We start from the raw sequence: 18,737 nt of genomic DNA on the forward strand, positions 1-18,737 counted from the left end.
CAGCGCTATCGTCTCATTTTACAATAGGCTAAAAGGGGATTTATAACGATGGAACAACAATGGACAAATGAATTAGCAGTCGCACAGGTGCGTGTGGCAAGACCAACCGATCAGCTAAAGGAAATAGAGCGGTTTTACTGTGAAGGTGTCGGATTAAAGAAAATAGGCTCTTTTGCAGGACATCGTGGCTATGATGGTCTAATGATTGGTCTTCCAAATGCAAATTACCACTTAGAATTTACAGAGCATATTGACGGTAGCCCTTGTCCAGCACCAAGTAAGGACAATCTTCTCGTACTTTATATCCCAAACAGAGATATGATTCGCCATATTGCCGAACGACTTGCGCTCATGGGCTATCCCGAAGTAGAGCCTGAAAATCCATATTGGGCTGAGAAGGGGGTAACTATTGAAGACCCTGATGGCTGGCGTCTCGTATTCATGAATACAGAAGGCATTTAAATAAAGAATTTGAAGCACGAGCTATGTATGTAGTCTCGTGTTTTTTTATGACCTAAAATACCCTATGTAGTATATAATATGTTTAGGAGGTTACCAAATGCAACGGATAATGACATTGGACAATTGGAGCGAGGTTTTGGAGCAATCGAAGCTCAAACCTTGTCTTGTATTAAAAATTAGCATGACATGTATAAGTAGTATTTCAGCATTAAAGGAATACAAAGCATTACAAACGAAATTGCCTAAATACCTTGTCATCGTACAAATGGATCGTGTGGTTTCCAATGCTATTGCCTGTAATCTTCAAGTGAAGCACGAATCACCACAGCTAATAATCCTGCAGGGTAAGAAAGGCATTTGGCAAGCAACGCACTATAAAATAAAGCAACCTCTTTTAGTAGCCGCTATAGAACAGTATGTAAAAAAAGATACGCCACAATAGGTTGTGGGGTATCTTTGAGTGGTTAATCCTCCAAAGCCTCATCTTCATGATAATTTGTTGCGCTAGACTCGATATCGACTTGTAGATAATTGGCCCAGTCTACTTTGTGAAAATCCTCTTCACTGAAATAAATATTCAAAACCTCAGTCATCGTTTTGTCCCCATCAGGTTCCGTGAGAGGAGCAAACCAAGTAATAGCAGGTGTCTTCACGCTTTTTAATTTGGACAAATCAGCGAAAATTTTAGTAGAATCCTTCAACATCTGACTTTTCGATCCTTCTGTCACATCTGTATCTTGAATAGAAATTGTGACAACACCGTCTTTCGATTCTTCCACAGAGAATTCATTTTTCACAATCGCACCCACAATATCTTCAACATTCGTATTTTGATCGACTGCTACTTCCTTTGGTTCCGCGTTCTTTCCACAAGCTACTAACAGTAGTGAAGTAAAAACCAATAGATAAATTAATTTCTTCAATGTCATAACCTCCCTTGTTACTCCATCTATGTGCAAAATAGAAGGGAATTATACAGAATACAAGAAGGTTGTCCACACTTTTTATGAATGGTTCGGTACTTGATTGGATAGAGAAGAAGGGAACTAGGAGCGATCAGGTTATGTGAAAATTAATGATATTAATTTTGTAAATACTGAAATTTTTAGGAGGGGAAAACATGTATAAAAAGCACCTTAACCAAAATGGCTAAGGTGCTGTATAAATAATGTAATGTAAAAAGCCGCGTATGCCGTAGTTATTATAGAAAGTTTTAAACCACCACTCCTCAAAGTGGGTGTTCGCAGAAGTTTTCCTGCTTATCCTCATGCACCGTAGTGTGAGGCCCGTCATTCCAACTCCAATAATAAAACTCCCTTTTACAGCTTAAAGGTTAAAACTTAATATTATACGAACAATGCAGCCTTTATGGATATAATAAAGCATGATCAACAAACATGCAAGTAAGATGATAATGGCAAATTAGTCAATGGGCAAGTGTTCCAAATAGCGTAATGAACATCTAGAAATACGTTCAAAAAGATGCTGATGTTTCATATTTTTTTCACAAATGCGAACGGAAAATACGAACAACCTTTGCTAAATAAGGTCGACTATGTAAAGATAGGAGCATAAAGAGGATTTTCCTAGCAAAAATGTAAAAGGAGGAAGTGGAAATGGCAGCTTATCCAAATTGTCCAAAATGTCATTCAGAATATACGTATGAGGATGGAGCAAACTATGTATGTCCAGAATGTGCGCATGAATGGAGTATGGATGCAACTGAACAGGAATCAGATGCACTTATTGTAAAAGATGCAAATGGTAATCTGTTAGCTGACGGCGATTCAGTTACCGTTATTAAAGATTTAAAGGTGAAGGGTAGTTCTTCCACTTTAAAAATTGGTACAAAGGTAAAAAGTATCCGTCTTGTAGAAGGTGATCATAACATCGACTGTAAAATTGATGGCTTTGGTGCTATGAAATTAAAGTCAGAATTTGTGAAAAAGGCCTAATAAACAAAATGCACCTCAACTTTGGTAACAAAGTTGAAGGTGCTTTTTTGTTTATTGAAAAACCCTACGTAATAGAATGGCAAAAGCTGCGCCAATTAAGGCAAAAATGGTATGTAAAAGTGCGATGTAGCCAGCCCCAATTACTAGTGCTCCTAGTTCTGTTAAAGAAAAGGTTGTAATATAGAGCTCATTATTAAGATTATTTATGATAGCCCAAACGAATACAGGCACAGAACTTATGATAAAGACAATCCAGATGTTTTTATAGAAAAGATAAGAAAGACAGCCGAAAAGTGCATACGAGATGACGAAGCCCTTTTGATTGCCGAGTAAGGATGAGTTAATGGCGAACATAAAGGATAAGACAATAAATATGATATGAAAAAAGGATACTGTTCTTTTCATGGGTAAGTATTCGTTTTGAGTTGATGACTTGGCTGCTAGCTGCTGACATTGTTGACAAGTCGTTAGGTGTAGTTCAACAAATTCGATTGTTGATGCTTGAAGCATTTGTTTTTTATAAAGAGGTATTAAATCTTCTACAATTGAGCATTCCTGTGACAATACTTTCCCTCCATTCAATCTCTCCCTATTATACGACTTTTTGTAGAAAATAAAAAAAGCCTTCCGTGAATTTTTCAATCGGAAAACTTGTACATGCACCCTATTAATTTGCTGTTAGTACTTCATTTGTTAATGCTTGAATATCGATATGTGTTTTTTCCTTTACTGCGTCTTTTAAAATTTCTGTGCGGAAATAATGAACTGTCGCTTCAAGTGGAATGGCCAAAAGTTTTGAAAGGGCTGATTGGTACATATAGACAAATTCTTTGTCAGTATTGCCACGCTTTAATTCTGCGAAAGCTTCATAAAACTGATCGAGTTTATCCGCAAATTCAAGTAGCCGACCCTCTAAAGTAGTATCCTTTCCTTCTTTCATCCGTTCAAAGAAAATAGCCTGAAATTCTTGTGGGATTTCATTGATAATAAATTTTTCCATCATCTTTTCTTCCACATGTGCTAGCATTTGCTTCAACTCTGGACTAGCATGTTTCACTGGCGTCTTGATGTCCCCAATAAAAACTTCAGCAAAGTCATGATTGATCGTTTTTTCATATAAAGACTTCCAATCAACTGTTGCACCGTGCATTTCTTCTAACGTTGCAAAGAACATCGCATATTGTGATACTTTCCATGAATGGGCTGCCACGTTGTGCTCTTCAAATTTGAAGCGACCTGGGCAACGAATAATACGCTCTAAATCATTAAGGCTTGTAAAAAATTGATGAATTCCTATAAAAATCACTCCTTTTTGTTCTATAAGTGCATGTTACTATAAACAATACCCTCTTTATACGGTTTTCAAACAATTTAACAATGATTCAAGCTGTGTTTACAAAGGATTCACAATTGCTGATAAAGTAGATTCAGGTTGAATGCTATAATGTAGGGGACTGATGAAAAGGGGCGTACACATCATGTTTTCCATTTATACACTTCTTCTTTATATACATATTTTAAGTGCGATTCTTTCGATTGGGCCTTTGTTCGTTGTGCTAACTATTGTAAAAAAAATGCGCACAGCTTCCAATGATGAAATGCCGCCATATATAGAAGCCTTTAAGGGTGCCATTGCGCTTGTCAAACATTCAGGACATGTGCTGGTAGTATCGGGTATTTTGTTAATGTGGCATGCAGGCTATCATTGGAGTACTTCGTGGATTGTATTAACCTTCCTCGTGATGCTTGCATCGATCGTATTTTTAGCGAGAGCGTTTAAACCGACGTTACGCACATTTAACACGCCTGCGTATAATCAACAACAATTTGTTTCACTTTTGCATCGTAAAACATGGATGTATATTTTATTATTGCTCATCATGCTTTGGTTGATGGTAGCAAAGCCCGTTCTTTGGTAAAAAAATCGCACCCCTTGAGGAGTGCGATTTTTTTAGCTTACTAAACGTTTAAAATAACTTTTACGAATTAATAGATAGCTGATGAGGAAGAGTACAAAGAAACAGAAAGAGCTAGCCATGGAAACTTGTAAAAATGCTGTAGAAACCATTGTTCGCATAGACAAGAGCGTAATTAGTAAGAGTGTAATGGCTATGGAGAATGGTACAAATATAAGAATCGCCAATTCTTTAGCAATAACAGTAGCTAACTCTTTTTTAGATAGACCTAACTTACGGATACCAATATACTTTTCCTTCTCTTGTTGTAATGTTGTTTGTAAATAGAAGTACAGTATACTCATGGCAGCACTTAAGAAAATTAGGCTTAGCATGGAGCCGATAAAAAACATAACGCTTTTGACAAACATCTCTGTGTCATATAAATCAATTTTAGATGTTACATAACGTTCTCCAGGTAAAGACGGTATGTCGCTGGTAATAGTATTCGCCAATTCTGTATGGGCTGTCCAATCGTCTAATTCATAGATATAGGTTTTATAAACAGGGTAGTCAATGGCATCGTAAATGTCATCAGGAATAATGAAATAACTTTGTTGAAAACCAGTAGATAGCAGGTTTTGTTCTTGGGTTCTGGCTAGTTTGAAAGAGTTTATATACAGATCGTTGGCAGTGTTTATTATTGGCGCTACATCACGACTGCCAGCAACGGCAATAAACTCATCTTTACCTAGATCAGTTTCCTGCTGTTGTAACAGGTTATAATCTGATAATGCCATATAGCCGATACGTTGGTCCTCGTTTGATTTAAATTCAATATAATACTTGTGAGCTTGAACCGTTGATAAAGTTTTTTCAAGATAATCAAGATCAGCCTTTACCATATTGTCATCAGCTTTTGGATCAGCAATATATTGAAAGCTATATGGATAATTTTCTTCACTAGCCTTTTTTACATTGTAATAAGAGCTAAATAAAATACTTGTACATAGAAAGACACCGCTTAATAGGATAGTAATGAGAAACAGCATATTTGCATGTGATTTCATTTTTGCATTTAAATTAGATGCCAAAAGCATATTTGTTTTTTGAAGATAGGCAGGAGACTTTTCATATATTTTCAAAAACAAACGAAATCCTTGTGCAATGACTAAATAAATCGTACTAAGAATGCTAATAAAAAATAACAGATAATAAAGAACACTTAAAGTGTCTACAATAGAATGCTCGATTTTTAGCAAGTAGGCTAATGTGGCAGTCATCATAATACTTAGTACTAATAACACATAATGTGGCTTAATGGGTTTTTCGATAACTGTATCACTTTTTAGGAGCTGGATAGAAGCTTCTTTATTAATGAATCTCGTTACGACTGTTGATATCACCACAAATAAAATTAGAAATAAGCCTATGGTTAAGCCCATTGCTTGAAGAGGCATGTACATCCCAAATGTATCTGCCTTTAAAACGACTTTTGCCCCCATTAAGAAAAGAGGCGTAATGACAAGTCCAAGAACGATAGCTGTCACAATAGCTATGATGCCAATCAATAGATTTTCTCGGAAGACAAGCTTACGAATTTGCTTCATGGAAGCCCCAGTAATCATAAATATCCCTAAAGTTTTAGTCTTCTTACGTAAAAATGCCCTGATTGAATAGATGATGTAGATAAAAGAAAATAAATAAACGAGCATACTAGCTAACATCAAAGAAATACCAAGTGTTGAGTCTGGATCAAGGCTTTTCAGATTGGGATGAAAGACGATAACAGAAAATAGAAAGAAAATAATAATGGAAAACATACTACTCAAGAAATAAGAAACGTATGTCCATTTGTCACGTAAAATATTTTGGATAACAATATGGTTAAAGCTCATGCTGTCCACCACCTAGAAAAGCAAGCGTGTCCATAATTTCCTGATAAAATTGCTTGCGGTTGTTGCCTCGATGTATTTCGTTATATAACTTACCGTCTTTAATAAAAATAATGCGATTGGCAAAGCTCGCTACATAAGGATCATGTGTCACCATGAGAATAGCTGTTTTAAGCCCTTGATTAATAGCAGAAAATAAATTCATGACATCATTGACTGCCTTGGAATCCAGATTTCCAGTAGGTTCGTCTGCTAACAATAAACTCGGCTCATGAATAACAGCACGAGCGATGGCTACTCGTTGTTTCTGTCCACCTGAAATTTCATAAATACGTTTAGGCAATAGTTCCTCGATACCGAGAAATTGAGCGACATCCTTTAAACGTTGATGCATTTTTGAAGCAGGTAGGCTATCTAACGTTAATGGCAATAAAATATTTTCTTTCACTGTTAATGTATGCACAAGATTAAAATCCTGAAATACAAAACCTAATTCAGAGCGTCTGAATTTGGCGAGCTCTTCATCATTTAATGCATAAGGATTATGATTGTTTATGACAATATCACCAGCGGTAGGACGATCAATAGTGGATACACTATTTAAAAATGTTGTTTTCCCACTACCTGAAGGTCCCATGACAGCTACAAATTCTTGTTGACGTAGCTGAAAATCGATACCGTTTAACGCCTTATAGGTGATCTCTCCGATGTATTCCTTTTGCAAATTGGTTACTTGTAGTATTGTGTTGCCCAAATTGAAACAACTCCTTTATGGTCATTAGATACCTTTAGTATAGAAAAGGAGCGGTACATAACCTATTTCGCTTGATGACGTGAAGATGACAAAGTTGTCATCTTCATTTTTTTAGACTATTTGAAAAACGAATAGAAAAAGTAGTGACATGGTCAGAGGATTGTAAAGTGAAGGGATGCTCTAGTGTAGTTAAAATCTTTTTCACTAAATATAATCCTATACCTGTTGCTTCGCCATTCGTTCGTCCCTTCATACCTGTATAAAATAAATCAAAGACTCGTGCTATTTCGCTAGTAGGGATCGTCTCACCCCGGTTTTTTATGTGTAAAGCAGCATGGTCATAGTGAATATGGATTGTGCTTGCCGTTTCACTATATTTAATGGCGTTATTTAACACTTGATAAAGTACAATTTTTAACCACTTTCGATCAGAATAAATGATTTGGTCTTCAGCAAGCTTCAGCTTTGGGAAAACTTCCTTTGTGATAAAGTAATCCTTCAAATCATTGATGACTTCTTGCACGAGTCCTTTTAAAACAATAGGTTCAATTTTTAAATCAGCTACTAAATGAGAGGTGCGTTCATACGTTAATAACTGATTGAGGGTAAATGACAATTTATCGCACTCTTTATTAATAATATGCCATTGCTGCAATTCGTCAGGGGTCTTGTTGGATGTAGATTGAACAATTAATTGAATAACAGATAGAGGCGTCTTCATTTGATGTGCAAAATGTGATAGAACTAGTTGCTTTTCATGTGCTTGTTCCTCTAATCTTTGTTGTTGGGTTAAAAATAAATACTGCATTTGTCTTAGCTTTTCGCTATAGTACTGCTCAATAGATGCACGTGGTTCAAATAGATGGAGGTCATCCTGTGTGTGGATATTTTTTTGTAAATGATGATAAAACTTTCTTCTACGATAATAACGACCAAGTAGCCACAGAATAAACAGAAAGCTGACAAGAAAGATAAAGTAGGCATAGTGTGATGATAGGTCATCTAATACATGAATAATCAAAGGTATTAGTAGAAAGCTTATGCTATAGAGAATGATGATACTAAGATGATCCCGAAAGAATAACTTCATTTACCTTCCTCCACCAATTGATAACCAAGACCACGAATGGTTTTAATCTCAAGTTGAGAGTGAACAGCTTCCAATTTTCTACGTAGCCGACCAATATTCACAGACAAAGTATTTTCCTCAACAAAGGTTTCATCATCCCAAATAGCACTTAAAAGCTTTTGACGAGGCACTACATTAGGGTAGGCTTCGAATAATAACTTACTAAGCTGCATTTCTTTTAGCGTTAACAGGCTCTCATTGCCTTTCGTTTGAAGACGAACTGTATCTGGATTAAGTGTAGTATTGGCTATGGTCATGGTAGTTGTCTCGGTTAAAGCATATTCTCCATAGGTACGTCGAAGTAGCCCATTAACTTTTGCCATAAAGACATCTAATGAAAATGGTTTCGTGATAAAGTCATCCGCACCATTTTCAATTCCATATACTTGATCAATATCATTTACTCTGGCGGACACAATGATGATGGGACATGTTGAGAGTTGACGGATTTTTCGTGACCAAAAATAGCCATCATAAGTTGGGAGATTAATATCCATAATGACTAGATGTGGTTGTATAGCGCTAAATTCTTCTATAATATGTGGGAATTGTTGTACAGTATAGCATTCAAACTGATATTTGGATAAATGCTCGACAATCAGTGAAGCTATATTTGCATCATCTTCTATTATGTAAATTTTGTACATACCTATCGACCCTTCCTTTATCCTATATGTATAATGTACCCTGATTTCCAAAAATCTATAGAAGAATTGTAACTTGAAACTTGGTGGAAGAGCCACTACAAAACAGAATAGAGAATGTTATGACTATTTTTAGTAACAACACTTTTAAATTATAAAAGTAAAGCTGAAATGAGGGGGGATTGTGTAGTAAAAGGTTGTGAGGAAGAGCTATAAATTGCTGATTGTTCTTCATATAGAAATAAAAACTTTAAGACTAATTAAATTGAACTATATGGATAATATAGTTCGATTTATTTTTTTATTGTATTCAGAATAGAGGGAGAATTAATTAGTTTTTAAGTATTCTTTAAGAGATATGACGTATGATGATTGAATAAATATATCGAAGTTTGAGTTGAAACATAGATAAAGTTTAACGAAAAAATCATCTCAAAGGGAGAAATGATCTATTGTGGGTAAATTCAAGTTAAAGTTATCGTTTCTTATTGTTAGTATGACGATAATAGTTGTACTCGCGGCATCTAGTATTAGTATTTGGAGTAGCTATCTAAATTTTAATGAAATTTTGCAGGAAAATAAAAAAGATATGAAAGAAACCTATGTAAAGGAAGTTTCAACACTTACAGAAGACTATTTACAAGGCTCTATGACAGATGAACGTTCATTAGAACCATATGTGGAGCAGGTCGTTGATACTTTACTTGATGAAAGAGTTGTTTCTTTTAGTTTGCTTTTTAAGAAAACCATTGTCCCTATCATTATAGTAGTAGTTATTGTATCGGGACTAGCTATATGGTTAGCCCTAAAAATTACGCGACCACTAAAGGATCTTGCAACAAGAATAGAGATAGGGGAGACATTACAGGGAACAGAGGGTATTGCTGATTGGTATTACGAAGTAAAATTATTGAAAAATAATGTGCAAAATATGATGATTTGTTCCGAAAGTAAAATCACTGATTTAACAGAGCAATTGAACCTAGATTCATTGACGGGAATTCCTAATCGAAGAAGAATGGATCAAACTTTACAAGAGTTGATTGTACATAAAGTGCCACATGCAATCATCTTAATTGATTTAGATGATTTTAAAAGTATAAACGATACATATGGTCATACAGTAGGGGATGAGGTTCTAAAGGCTTTTGCTAATCATATGCAAAGTAGTATAAAGGACCCGGGTTTATGCTTTAGATATGGCGGAGAAGAGTTTATGGTCATCTTGCCTTCAATGAACATAGATGCTGCTGTACAAAATTAGCAGAAAACTTACGGATTAAACAGGCTTTACAGGAAACAGTGTGTGGTAGACCAGTAACCATGTCTGCTGGAATTACGGCTTTTACACCAAATGTCCAGAGTCCAAATCAATTAATAGAAATTGCAGATCATGCTTTGTATAAGGCTAAACAATCAGGAAGAAACTGTTTATGTGTCGTTAGGAATATGAGACAAATGATTATTAAATAATGTAGGAAAGCATGCTAGTGTACGGTACTAGCATGCTTTTTCGTGTCCCCCAATTAAAATGAAAGAATTAAAAGCTTGCTGACCGTTTTGTAAGAATATGGATTTATAATGGACGTTTTCTATTTTATATACCTGCTCCAAGAATAGTTCGATGTAGACATACACTCACCATAATAACTTCGAAAATGAATAGCATTTTCATTATAAGAAACGGCAAATTCTCCAAAACATCATAAGTAAATTTTTTGATGAGATTAAGTTCACAGCGGTTTTATCTTAGTTTGGAACTTCTCTTCTATTTTGTTAATCGTCTTCTCTAAATGAGTTTTTGAAATCGGTTTTAATAAATACTCGAAAGGTTGTACATCAACTGCCTGAACAACATAATCTCGATAGGCAGTTACAAAAATAATACAAATATTTTTGTCCCAAGTTTTTAATAATTGAGCAACTTCTATGCCGTTCATTTCCGGCATTTCAATATCTAAAAATGCTACTTGAAAATCCAAAGTTGGCCCTTCTAAAAGTAGGTCTTTAGCTGTAGTAAAAGTTTGAATGACCTCGATATTATCAAATTTGTTTAAATGTTTTTTCATGCTTACAAGAGCTAATGGCTCATCGTCCACCACAATTACCCGAATCACTTAAGGAACCACCTTTCGATAAATATGACTATAGGATCAGATTGAGATGTCTACTTTAGATCCTTTATATGGGTGTGTAGGAGCTTGCTGCTGAGGTAGTTCTTGTAGTAATTCAATAGCTGTAGATGTGTTTAAATTAAGTGCTTTTTGCATGACGCTCATCTGTACGGTTTGTTGAAGCTCCATCAGCTGGGAAGACATAAGTGAATTTATTTCCATTTCTACATTCCCTCCTTTTCTTTTTTATCGGCTAAAAATAGCAAATATCTAATATAAAAAAGTCCTAAATGGCCCTACTAAATTATAGATTTATTCGCAACAAATTGGTTAAATTACTAAAAAATTAATTGAAATTGTATATTTTTCCGTTTTTATAGTAATAATTCCTAATATCAGGCAGCTAGTCCTGAGTTATTAATTTGCAAACTTATTGTTGTTTACATAATAGAGCGTTCAACTCTAGTGTGCTAGCAACAGATTTGCAACAAATAATAAAATGATGGAGGTATTACTAAACATGAAGAAAAGAGCATTAGCTTTAGCGGTAGTATTGACATTTGGTGTGGGTCTCTATGCTAGTCCTTCCTTTGCTAAGGACAAATCGCCAGGCAATATACTATGGGCACTCCCGCAAATTTATAATTTAACTGTAGGTGAGTTCCAGCAACTAAATGAGATGGAGTCGTTATGGTTTTATCCAGAGCAAGACTTAGTAAAAGACACGACAAAAGCCGAAGAACCATTGGGTGATGAATATGTCATCAAAGGTGGTGACACATTGTTTTCGATTGCCCGTATTAATAATGTAACAGTAGATGAATTAAAGACATGGAATAACCTAGCTTCAGATTTGATTTTAGCTGGCGAATCATTAGCTATTAAGGCTTCGGCTGCAAAACCGAAACCAAAAGCTTCTGCGGGAATTGCATCTGCAAAGCCTGCAACATCAGCACAAACAAAACCTGCAAGTGCACCAGCGACAGGTTCTGGTAAAACATTAACAATGCGTGCTACTGCCTATACAGCCTATTGTGAAGGTTGTTCAGGAATTACAGCAAATGGTACAGATATCAGATCTAATCCTAATTTAAAAGTAATTGCAGTAGATCCACGAGTAATTCCTCTTGGTACGAGGGTTTGGGTGGAAGGCTATGGTGAAGCAGTAGCGGCTGATACAGGTGGAGCTATTAAAGGTAATAAAATCGATGTATTTATTCCTACTGAAGGACAAGCACTTCAATGGGGTGTTAAAACAGTAACGGTAAAAATTTTAAATTAGATATAGAAAGGGGGTTTCTCTAACTTTGAGAAATCCCTTTTCTCTTGATTGAATGGCTATTCAAACAGCCAATGAAATAGAATCATTGCCGAAGCGTAATTGATTACTTGTGCATAAGTACTGGGTAAGTTGGAAATCATCAGAAAGAGAGGAGGTATTTTTATGAAAAAACTAAGTTTAATTGGCCTTTCATTATTATTTTTTGTTGCGGGTTGTAGTTTTTTTGATAAGAAAGAAGAAAAGGTAACGGTAAATGCGTCGTCCCCTTTAACAGCTACTGCAAAAGTGATTGGTGCTAATAATGAAAGCTATGGGAATGCATATTTTCAAGAAGAAGATAATGGCGTTATGATGACGCTCGCGTTAACAGGCTTACCACCAGGCACACATGGTATCCATATTCATGAAGTAGGAAAATGTGAGCCACCTAAATTTGAATCGGCAGGTGCCCATTTTAATCCAACAAACAAGGAGCATGGTAAATTAAATCCTAATGGCTTTCACTTAGGGGACTTACCAAATTTGGAGATTGGTGACGATGGCAATGTGGATCTTAACTTTTTAGCTGAGGGATTAACTTTACAAAAAGATCAACCTAATTCTTTATTAGATAGTGATGGAAGTGCCATTGTTATTCATGAATCAGCGGATGACTATAAAACAGATCCTGCCGGTAATTCCGGTGCGAGAATAGCTTGCGGTGCCATTCAATAGAATAAAATTTGAAACTGTATCTTAACGACATAAGATGCAGTTTTTTTTGTGCTATTTTCAAAAAAATGGAAACATAATGGGGATTGATCTAATTATGCGATAGGTTTTATATTTATAATGCATAATGTGTATAATTTATTGCATTTTGCTAAAATCCTATTGTATAATTCTTTTATCAGAAAATTCAATTAAATAAGGAGTGGTAAAATGGGTAAGTTGTTAAATTCAAAGTTTGAAACGTATTTAATGGATCAAGAGTTTGATTTACGTGAAGAGGAAGAGAAAAATGAGGAGCAAATGGTGAAGATTCAGTATGAAGAGTATCCAGAAGGGTTTTTTACAAGTTTATAATGAAAATTTGATGGGCTATGTTGAAAGTATATTAACTTTTAACATAGCCCATTGTATTTTATGCCTCTATTTATAAATGACTTTTTCAGAGCATATGAATGTAGTATATCATTTTAATAAGTTGATTAGGTCTGAAGACATATGTACTTTTCTGAAATAGATTCATGTATAATGGGAAACAAAAATGCGTATAGAGGTGTAGTTATGTCGAAAGCTTTAACAGTTGAAGAAACGATTTACCAATGGTTTGATCATTTTCACAAGTATCCAGAAGTAAGTTGGAAAGAGTTCGAGACCACTAAGAAAATTGCTTCAATACTGGATGAATTACATGTTAGTTATCGTTTACTAGGTGATATACCTGGATTAATAGCTGAAATTGGAACAGGGAATGAAATCGTTGCAGTACGTGCTGATATTGATGCTTTATGGCAGGAAGTTGATGGAAAATGGCAAGCCAACCATTCTTGTGGACATGATGCCAATATATCAATGGTTCTTGGTGCATTATTACTACTGAAAGATCACAACTTACAACATCGTGTTCGTTTTATTTTCCAACCTGCTGAAGAATTAGGAAATGGCGCATGTGCAACGTTTGATAGAGGCGCAGTTGAGGGAGTATCACATTTATTTGGTGTTCATTTAAGACCGATAGAAGAATTACCACTTGGCAAAGTTTCGCCTGCTATTCATCATGGTGCTGCTTATTTTTTAGAGGGAACTATTCAAGGTATTGATGCCCATGGTGCAAGACCACATCAAGGTAAAAATGCCATTGATGTTATTATGGCCGTGCAACAAATGCTACACAGTATTCATTTATCACCATTTGAACCGCATTCTGCTAAGTTAACAAAAATTATTGCGGATGGTGGTAGTACAAATATTATTCCTGGTAATGCTTGTTTCTCAATGGATGTTCGCGCACAACATAATCAGCAACTTGAATTGCTGCGTAGTAAAATTGAATCTGGCTTGAAATCGATACAGCAACAATATGATATTGACATGAGTTGGAATTGGATAGATTTCACACCAGGTGCTGAAGTTTCATCGATCGCTGCAAATATGGCGAAAGCTGCCATCATCGAAGCTTTAGGGGAAGAACATTTAGCAGACGAAATCACTACACCGGGTAGTGATGATTTCCATTTTTATACAGTTAAAAAGCCGGAATTAAAAGCTGCAATGATTGGAATTGGTGCAAATTTAACGCCAGGACTGCATCACCCTAAAATGACATTTGATCGTAGTGCCTTAATTGATGCTGCGAAAGTACTTGCATGTGTATTAGAAAAAAAGCCTGAATAAAAAATTTTTTAAAAAGCTATCTGAAAAAATGTAACTATTTTTTCAGATAGCTTTTTTGCATGAACATTTTTAATAATGCATGGATATTCAAGGGTTTGCATTGTTTTTTATTGCTACTTGAAAGCGTTTTATTACGCTAAAATAAAGGGATTTGCTAGGGAAGCATAAATTTTTTGCGTTGACTTTTAATTTTTTGAATATTAAGCTAAAAAACGTAAAAAATTATTTGCGTCTTAGAAAAACCGAAAAGGGATTTGGTGCAAAAAAAGGGGATGGAAAAATGAAAAAGGATATTAATGCGGGCTGGGCACTACTAACTTTTGCAATTATGATTATTACTATGTTGATTACAGTAGTTGTTTTAGAGCAAAGTCCTCACGTACCTCTTCTTGTTGGCACAACTGTAGCAGCAATTGTTGCCAAAATGCATGGATACAAATGGACTGAAATTGAAGAAATGATGTATAAAGGAATACGTCTGGCATTACCTGCCATTGTTATTATTATTTTAGTAGGTTTGACAATTGGGGCTTGGATAGGCGGCGGAGTCGTAGCAACGATGATTTTCTATGGCCTAAAGTTAATTTCTCCTGCGTGGTTCTTAGTGACAATCATGGTGTTATGTTCAATCGTGTCATTAGCTATTGGTAGCTCATGGTCAACGATGGCGACAATTGGTGTCGCAGGTATGGGTATTGGTTTAAGTATGGGTATTCCAGCGGCTATGATTGCCGGTGCAGTTATTTCAGGTTCATATTTTGGAGATAAAATGTCACCGTTATCAGATACAACGAATCTAGCAGCAGGGTTAACAGGTACTGACCTATTTGATCATATTAAGCATATGCTTTACACAACGATTCCAGCGTTGATTATTTCACTTGTTGTTTTTGGATTTTTGGGTAGAAAATTTGCAGAAGTTTCAATGCAATCTGAAGAAATTTTAACTACGTTAAAAGTGATGGAAGAAAGCTTCGTTATTTCTCCTTTACTATTACTAGTGCCAGTGGGAGTTATTGTATTAGTGGCTAAGAAAGTGCCAGCAATTCCTGCTTTAATTATTGGAATTGTATCCGGTTTCTTACTACAAATTTTTGTACAAGGTGGTTCAGCTGCAAGTGCTGTACAAGCATTACAGGCGGGCTTTGAAATCTCAACAGGTAATCATATGGTGGATGATTTATTTAACCGCGGTGGTTTAGACTCTATGATGAATACGGTTTCAATGACGATCGTAGCGATGACATTTGGTGGTATTTTAGAGTATTCAGGAATGTTAAAGGCATTGATGAATGTAATTGTGAAGTTTGCTAAATCTACAGGAAGTCTTATTGCTTCAACGATTGCAGCATGTGTAACAACCAATGCAACATGTTCTGAGCAATATATTTCAATTGTTGTTCCTTCACGTATGTTCGCAGGTGTCTATCAACAACGTGGTTTACATTCTAAAAATCTATCTCGTGCATTAGAGGATGGGGGAACATTAACATCTGTTTTCTTCCCTTGGAATACTTGTGGCGTGTTTATTTTAGCAACGCTAGGTGTAGGTGCTATGGAATATGCGCCATATGCAATCCTTAATTTTGTAGTACCGATTATATCTATTATTTATGGCTATATTGGATTTGCCATTGTGAAATTAACACCAGAAGAAATGGCAGAAGCTGAGAAGCGTAAAAAGGAACGAGAAGTGGAAAATACAGATAATATGGTAATGGCTGACTAAAATAAAAATTCTCGTAGATCCGTTTGTATCTACGAGAATTCTTTTATAGGGAAGCTTAGTAGGTTGCAAAATTCAATTGATAAATTTTGCGAGGACGTCCTTGTTGATGGGTCATTTCTTCGCCCACAATTTTTACATAACCATTATCAACTAATTTTTTGATAATACGCTCTGTAGTACGTCGAGTTACTTGTAGGTATTCTGAAAGATTTTGAGATGTAAATTGAGCTGATTGTCGTTCATTGCTGAAATTAATTAATTTAGAAATATTTAATGGACTTAAACTTGTGAGCTTCGCCATTTGTAAAACATAAGGATCATCTGTTTTTAAAGAAACTTTACCTTCTGTATTGGGGAAAGGTCCTAATAAGTTTTTATGTTCATCAAGAATATAAATCTCGAAAGGTTTAGTAAATGTTAAAGCATGCTGAGCATTTTGTGTGGCTTCTAAAATGGAATAACCATAGCCGAATGCTAACTTAAATGGTTGTTCAACTTGCTGTATTAGCTGTTCTAAGTTTTCCTTTTCTAGGGCGTTTTGGAGATGTCCAGCCGTTGTATATAGCTCAAAGGAATGCGCTGAAATTTGCTTATAAGTTGAAAAGGTAGCTTTCACAATTTGATTTAAAACAGTTGATTCAATTGAAGAATCTTTAGGGATTTCTAATAGTCCCACTACAGCCTTAAAAGATTCTGATTTCGTTAACAATGATTTGGATTTTGTTTCTTCAAGACATTGAATAATAGACTTGGTAGCATCTAACATTCGCATTGCTGGTATTTGAAGTGCTTGTAATTTATCAAATACACTATGAATACTTGTAATGACAAAATCAATACTTTTAGAATTCCACAAGGCGATATGGCGTTTTAAGATATTCTCAGTTGGTTCAGTAATCGAAATATGCTGAACATGTGGTTTTTGACCATGATATTCTATTTCTGCTAAAACATTATCAACGAATGCGGGATTCATTACATCAATGGATATCCTGTCGATTGCTACAGCATGCTTGGCTACTAGTGATAACAGTGTTGTAGAAATGGTTGTCTCATCTTGTTTAATGTAATTCCAGGGTATTGGTATTTCTGAAAGTAATGATTGAGTGTGCAAATAGGGTAATGTTCCTCCGAATAATATTGCATCACATGGTTTTATTTGCTTCATTAAAGTAGGTGCTTCAGAGGGGTGGCTGTAAAGATAAAATTCTAATTGAATATCGGCTATGTTTTGTGCGATACTAATAATACGAGTCATAAATGCTTTTGAACAAATAATCGCTATTTTGGTAGACATGGGCATCGATCCTTTTCTATTTTTTTAAACATTTAGCGACGTATTAGCGACAACTTTAACGACTAAGGAGACTGATTACGATGAAAATTAAACAAGTAGAAATTTTTGCTATACATTTACCGCTAATTGATCCATTCATCATTAGTTATGCTACATATGATACAATGCCTTCCATTATTTTAAAAGTAACTACCGATACAGGTATTGTGGGGTATGGTGAAGCAGTTCCTGATGAACATGTAACAGGTGAGTCATGGGAAAGCACATATGCTGTGCTAAAACATCAACTTGTCCCGGCGGTTATTGGAGAAAATCCAATGGCCTTTGAAAAACTGCACGATAAAATGAATAAAGTTGTGAAAGATGTACCAGCAGCAAAAGCAGCTATCGATATTGCTTGCTTCGACATTGCTGGGAAAGCGTTAGGGGTTCCTGTATACCAACTTTTAGGTGGACGTTATCATGAAAAATTCCCAATCACACATGTACTCAGTATTGGAACACCTGAAGCAATGGCAGAAGAGGCAGCAAACCGAGTAGAAATGGGCTATCGTTCGTTTAAAATGAAGGTAGGTACAGAGGTTATTCGTGATGTTGCCCGTATTAAAGCGGTACGTGAGCGAGTAGGTGAAAACATTGCCATTCGAGTTGATGTAAATCAAGGATGGGGTAATGCAGCCACTACGTTACAAGGCTTACGTGCCATGAAAGAATTAAATATCGATTGGTTAGAGCAACCTGTAGATAGCGAAGACATTGATGGAATGGTGGAAATTAAATCAAAGTCTGATGTAGCATTAATGATTGATGAAGGACTACGAGGTGTACGTGAAATGCGTGAAATTATAGCTAAGCGTGCAGCAGATAAAGTAAATATTAAATTAATGAAGTGTGGAGGCATCTATCCTGCAATGAAGCTTGCTGTTATGGCGGAAATGGCAGGTATTGAATGTCAAGTTGGTTCCATGGTAGAGTCGTCAGTTGGTTCTGCTGCTGGTTTCCATGTAGCATTCTCTAAGAAGATTATGACGAGTGTAGAACTAACGGGTCCATTAAAATTCTCAAAAGATGTTGGGAACTTACACTATGACGTACCATTTATTTGCTTAAATGAAAAACCAGGATTAGGTGTAGATGTAGATGAAGATGTAATCCAGGAATTATGTAAGTTCTCAACTGTTGTCACAGCCTAAGGAGGCGCA

General features: G+C 35.7%; 22 protein-coding genes and 1 other RNA gene. 12 read left to right on the forward strand and 11 right to left on the reverse strand.

All coding sequences use genetic code 11. The annotated features are described in order from the left end of the window. Positions 1-48: 48 nt before the first annotated feature. Together MHB40_RS01820 and ytxJ are read left to right on the forward strand one after the other, a co-directional pair. Positions 49-462, forward strand: a complete 414-nt coding sequence (locus tag MHB40_RS01820; RefSeq protein ID WP_342442309.1) for a VOC family protein — start codon at positions 49-51, stop codon at positions 460-462. 97 nt (positions 463-559) lie between these two features. Then, on the forward strand, positions 560-904 hold the full coding sequence (gene ytxJ, locus MHB40_RS01825; RefSeq protein ID WP_342533775.1) for a bacillithiol system redox-active protein YtxJ: 345 nt from the start codon (positions 560-562) through the stop codon (positions 902-904). Positions 905-926: 22 nt separating this feature from the next. On the opposite strand, the gene MHB40_RS01830 is transcribed toward ytxJ, so the two are convergent. Continuing rightward, on the reverse strand, positions 927-1,391 hold the full coding sequence (locus tag MHB40_RS01830) for a hypothetical protein (RefSeq protein ID WP_243456380.1): 465 nt from the start codon (positions 1,389-1,391) through the stop codon (positions 927-929). Positions 1,392-1,638: 247 nt separating this feature from the next. Next, positions 1,639-1,831, reverse strand: a non-coding RNA gene (ssrS, locus tag MHB40_RS01835) — 6S RNA. A 247-nt stretch (positions 1,832-2,078) separates the two neighbouring features. Here ssrS and MHB40_RS01840 point away from each other — a divergent pair. Next, positions 2,079-2,417, forward strand: coding sequence for a zinc ribbon domain-containing protein YjdM (locus tag MHB40_RS01840; protein WP_048393229.1), 339 nt, complete (start codon positions 2,079-2,081; stop codon positions 2,415-2,417). 51 nt (positions 2,418-2,468) lie between these two features. Here the strand turns inward: MHB40_RS01840 and MHB40_RS01845 are convergent, their stop codons facing one another. Both MHB40_RS01845 and MHB40_RS01850 read right to left on the reverse strand, forming a co-directional pair. After that, the gene (locus tag MHB40_RS01845; RefSeq protein WP_342533776.1) at positions 2,469-2,981 is read right to left on the reverse strand and encodes a zf-HC2 domain-containing protein; all 513 of its coding nucleotides are present in this window, start codon (positions 2,979-2,981) and stop codon (positions 2,469-2,471) included. A gap of 103 nt (positions 2,982-3,084) precedes the next feature. Further along, positions 3,085-3,723 (reverse strand): YfbR-like 5'-deoxynucleotidase, encoded by a 639-nt coding sequence (locus MHB40_RS01850; RefSeq protein WP_342442312.1) that lies wholly within the window; start codon positions 3,721-3,723, stop codon positions 3,085-3,087. A gap of 172 nt (positions 3,724-3,895) precedes the next feature. Here MHB40_RS01850 and MHB40_RS01855 point away from each other — a divergent pair, with 172 nt between their 5' ends. Further along, positions 3,896-4,336, forward strand: a complete 441-nt coding sequence (locus MHB40_RS01855) for a DUF2269 family protein (protein WP_205446621.1) — start codon at positions 3,896-3,898, stop codon at positions 4,334-4,336. 32 nt (positions 4,337-4,368) lie between these two features. On the opposite strand, the gene MHB40_RS01860 is transcribed toward MHB40_RS01855, so the two are convergent. The 4 genes from MHB40_RS01860 to MHB40_RS01875 form a co-directional block, all read right to left on the reverse strand. After that, positions 4,369-6,210: an FtsX-like permease family protein gene (locus MHB40_RS01860; RefSeq protein ID WP_342533777.1), complete on the reverse strand. Its 1,842-nt coding sequence runs from the start codon at positions 6,208-6,210 to the stop codon at positions 4,369-4,371. Then, entirely contained in the window at positions 6,200-6,961 is a 762-nt protein-coding gene (locus tag MHB40_RS01865) for an ABC transporter ATP-binding protein (protein ID WP_342533778.1), read from the reverse strand. Before MHB40_RS01865 ends, MHB40_RS01860 begins: the two co-directional genes overlap by 11 nt. 103 nt (positions 6,962-7,064) lie before the next feature. Further along, positions 7,065-8,051: a HAMP domain-containing sensor histidine kinase gene (locus tag MHB40_RS01870; protein ID WP_342533779.1), complete on the reverse strand. Its 987-nt coding sequence runs from the start codon at positions 8,049-8,051 to the stop codon at positions 7,065-7,067. Next, the gene (locus tag MHB40_RS01875; protein ID WP_342533780.1) at positions 8,048-8,737 is read right to left on the reverse strand and encodes a response regulator transcription factor; all 690 of its coding nucleotides are present in this window, start codon (positions 8,735-8,737) and stop codon (positions 8,048-8,050) included. Before MHB40_RS01875 ends, MHB40_RS01870 begins: the two co-directional genes overlap by 4 nt. A 451-nt stretch (positions 8,738-9,188) precedes the next feature. Here MHB40_RS01875 and MHB40_RS01880 point away from each other — a divergent pair, with 451 nt between their 5' ends. Both MHB40_RS01880 and MHB40_RS01885 read left to right on the forward strand, forming a co-directional pair. Next, the gene (locus tag MHB40_RS01880) at positions 9,189-9,998 is read left to right on the forward strand and encodes a GGDEF domain-containing protein (RefSeq protein ID WP_342533781.1); all 810 of its coding nucleotides are present in this window, start codon (positions 9,189-9,191) and stop codon (positions 9,996-9,998) included. Positions 9,999-10,057: 59 nt separating this feature from the next. Further along, positions 10,058-10,207: a diguanylate cyclase gene (locus MHB40_RS01885; RefSeq protein ID WP_342534741.1), complete on the forward strand. Its 150-nt coding sequence runs from the start codon at positions 10,058-10,060 to the stop codon at positions 10,205-10,207. A gap of 260 nt (positions 10,208-10,467) precedes the next feature. Here the strand turns inward: MHB40_RS01885 and MHB40_RS01890 are convergent, their stop codons facing one another. After that, complete coding sequence (locus MHB40_RS01890; protein WP_243456382.1) at positions 10,468-10,851, reverse strand: response regulator; 384 nt, start codon at positions 10,849-10,851, stop codon at positions 10,468-10,470. A gap of 36 nt (positions 10,852-10,887) precedes the next feature. Beyond that, positions 10,888-11,070, reverse strand: a complete 183-nt coding sequence (locus MHB40_RS01895) for a YjfB family protein (RefSeq protein WP_205446627.1) — start codon at positions 11,068-11,070, stop codon at positions 10,888-10,890. Positions 11,071-11,368: 298 nt separating this feature from the next. On the opposite strand from MHB40_RS01895, the gene MHB40_RS01900 reads away from it, so the two are divergent. From MHB40_RS01900 to nhaC, 5 genes are all read left to right on the forward strand, one after another. Next, entirely contained in the window at positions 11,369-12,130 is a 762-nt protein-coding gene (locus MHB40_RS01900; protein WP_342533782.1) for a 3D domain-containing protein, read from the forward strand. A gap of 162 nt (positions 12,131-12,292) precedes the next feature. After that, positions 12,293-12,844 carry a superoxide dismutase family protein gene (locus tag MHB40_RS01905; RefSeq protein ID WP_342533783.1) on the forward strand — a complete coding sequence of 184 codons (552 nt, stop codon included), beginning with the start codon at positions 12,293-12,295 and terminating at the stop codon, positions 12,842-12,844. Between the two features lie 207 nt (positions 12,845-13,051). Beyond that, positions 13,052-13,195 (forward strand): hypothetical protein, encoded by a 144-nt coding sequence (locus tag MHB40_RS01910; RefSeq protein WP_221679049.1) that lies wholly within the window; start codon positions 13,052-13,054, stop codon positions 13,193-13,195. 204 nt (positions 13,196-13,399) lie between these two features. Next, complete coding sequence (locus tag MHB40_RS01915) at positions 13,400-14,509, forward strand: amidohydrolase (RefSeq protein WP_342442318.1); 1,110 nt, start codon at positions 13,400-13,402, stop codon at positions 14,507-14,509. A gap of 280 nt (positions 14,510-14,789) precedes the next feature. After that, positions 14,790-16,238 (forward strand): Na+/H+ antiporter NhaC, encoded by a 1,449-nt coding sequence (gene nhaC / locus MHB40_RS01920; protein WP_342533784.1) that lies wholly within the window; start codon positions 14,790-14,792, stop codon positions 16,236-16,238. Between the two features lie 55 nt (positions 16,239-16,293). Here the strand turns inward: nhaC and MHB40_RS01925 are convergent, their stop codons facing one another. After that, positions 16,294-17,535, reverse strand: coding sequence for a hypothetical protein (locus MHB40_RS01925; RefSeq protein ID WP_342442320.1), 1,242 nt, complete (start codon positions 17,533-17,535; stop codon positions 16,294-16,296). Between the two features lie 80 nt (positions 17,536-17,615). Here MHB40_RS01925 and MHB40_RS01930 point away from each other — a divergent pair, with 80 nt between their 5' ends. After that, a complete protein-coding gene (locus MHB40_RS01930) occupies positions 17,616-18,728 on the forward strand; it encodes a dipeptide epimerase (protein ID WP_205446634.1) in 1,113 nt (370 codons plus the stop codon). The last annotated feature ends 9 nt before the right edge of the window (positions 18,729-18,737 follow it).

The sequence above is a fragment of the Lysinibacillus sp. FSL K6-0057 genome (assembly GCF_038630885.1).
In the GTDB taxonomy this organism is placed as follows: Bacteria; Bacillota; Bacilli; order Bacillales_A; family Planococcaceae; genus Lysinibacillus; species Lysinibacillus fusiformis_F.

What these genes read in the sequence shown, in the direction of transcription:
- MHB40_RS01925 (WP_342442320.1), bottom strand. Translation starts at nt 17,535, where the DNA reads ATGTCTACCAAAATAGCGATTATTTGTTCAAAAGCATTTATGACTCGT.
- MHB40_RS01915 (WP_342442318.1), top strand. Translation starts at nt 13,400, where the DNA reads ATGTCGAAAGCTTTAACAGTTGAAGAAACGATTTACCAATGGTTTGAT.
- MHB40_RS01820 (WP_342442309.1), top strand. Translation starts at nt 49, where the DNA reads ATGGAACAACAATGGACAAATGAATTAGCAGTCGCACAGGTGCGTGTG.
- MHB40_RS01830 (WP_243456380.1), bottom strand. Translation starts at nt 1,391, where the DNA reads ATGACATTGAAGAAATTAATTTATCTATTGGTTTTTACTTCACTACTG.
- MHB40_RS01840 (WP_048393229.1), top strand. Translation starts at nt 2,079, where the DNA reads ATGGCAGCTTATCCAAATTGTCCAAAATGTCATTCAGAATATACGTAT.
- MHB40_RS01930 (WP_205446634.1), top strand. Translation starts at nt 17,616, where the DNA reads ATGAAAATTAAACAAGTAGAAATTTTTGCTATACATTTACCGCTAATT.
- MHB40_RS01910 (WP_221679049.1), top strand. Translation starts at nt 13,052, where the DNA reads ATGGGTAAGTTGTTAAATTCAAAGTTTGAAACGTATTTAATGGATCAA.
- MHB40_RS01885 (WP_342534741.1), top strand. Translation starts at nt 10,058, where the DNA reads ATGTCTGCTGGAATTACGGCTTTTACACCAAATGTCCAGAGTCCAAAT.
- MHB40_RS01855 (WP_205446621.1), top strand. Translation starts at nt 3,896, where the DNA reads ATGTTTTCCATTTATACACTTCTTCTTTATATACATATTTTAAGTGCG.
- MHB40_RS01895 (WP_205446627.1), bottom strand. Translation starts at nt 11,070, where the DNA reads ATGGAAATAAATTCACTTATGTCTTCCCAGCTGATGGAGCTTCAACAA.
- MHB40_RS01870 (WP_342533779.1), bottom strand. Translation starts at nt 8,051, where the DNA reads ATGAAGTTATTCTTTCGGGATCATCTTAGTATCATCATTCTCTATAGC.
- MHB40_RS01875 (WP_342533780.1), bottom strand. Translation starts at nt 8,737, where the DNA reads ATGTACAAAATTTACATAATAGAAGATGATGCAAATATAGCTTCACTG.
- MHB40_RS01860 (WP_342533777.1), bottom strand. Translation starts at nt 6,210, where the DNA reads ATGAGCTTTAACCATATTGTTATCCAAAATATTTTACGTGACAAATGG.
- MHB40_RS01900 (WP_342533782.1), top strand. Translation starts at nt 11,369, where the DNA reads ATGAAGAAAAGAGCATTAGCTTTAGCGGTAGTATTGACATTTGGTGTG.
- MHB40_RS01905 (WP_342533783.1), top strand. Translation starts at nt 12,293, where the DNA reads ATGAAAAAACTAAGTTTAATTGGCCTTTCATTATTATTTTTTGTTGCG.
- nhaC (WP_342533784.1), top strand. Translation starts at nt 14,790, where the DNA reads ATGAAAAAGGATATTAATGCGGGCTGGGCACTACTAACTTTTGCAATT.
- ytxJ (WP_342533775.1), top strand. Translation starts at nt 560, where the DNA reads ATGCAACGGATAATGACATTGGACAATTGGAGCGAGGTTTTGGAGCAA.